General features: G+C 69.4%; 1 pseudogene. It reads right to left on the bottom strand.

Annotated features, from left to right (window positions below):
* Positions 1-31: 31 nt before the first annotated feature.
* Positions 32-284 (bottom strand): annotated as a pseudogene (locus ACSNOK_RS33895) (hypothetical protein); the annotation flags it as partial.

The following is a 284-nucleotide window of genomic DNA, read 5'->3' on the forward strand; positions in this document are numbered from 1 at the left end:
CCCCTGTCGGACACGGCAGCTGTAGTTTCGATCATGGAGCGTCCTGCAGGCGGTGACGTCGCTGGTGGCAGGCGGTGGCGGCCTGGTGGCAGCGGCGCCATACGCTCCAGTGCAGAACGTGGTCGCGGTCGCGGACGGGTGCCGGCAGGACAAGGGCGCGCAGGAGACGTACGAGTCCGGGGCAGGTCAGCGGGACGAGCCGGGCCGCCCGCGTGGGGCCGGTCTTCTCGCCGACTGAACCGCCCCGGTTCGAATGGAGACTCGATTCCGTGTAAGGATCAGAG

This window comes from Streptomyces sp. URMC 126 (assembly GCF_051386555.1).
GTDB lineage: Bacteria > Actinomycetota > Actinomycetes > Streptomycetales > Streptomycetaceae > Streptomyces.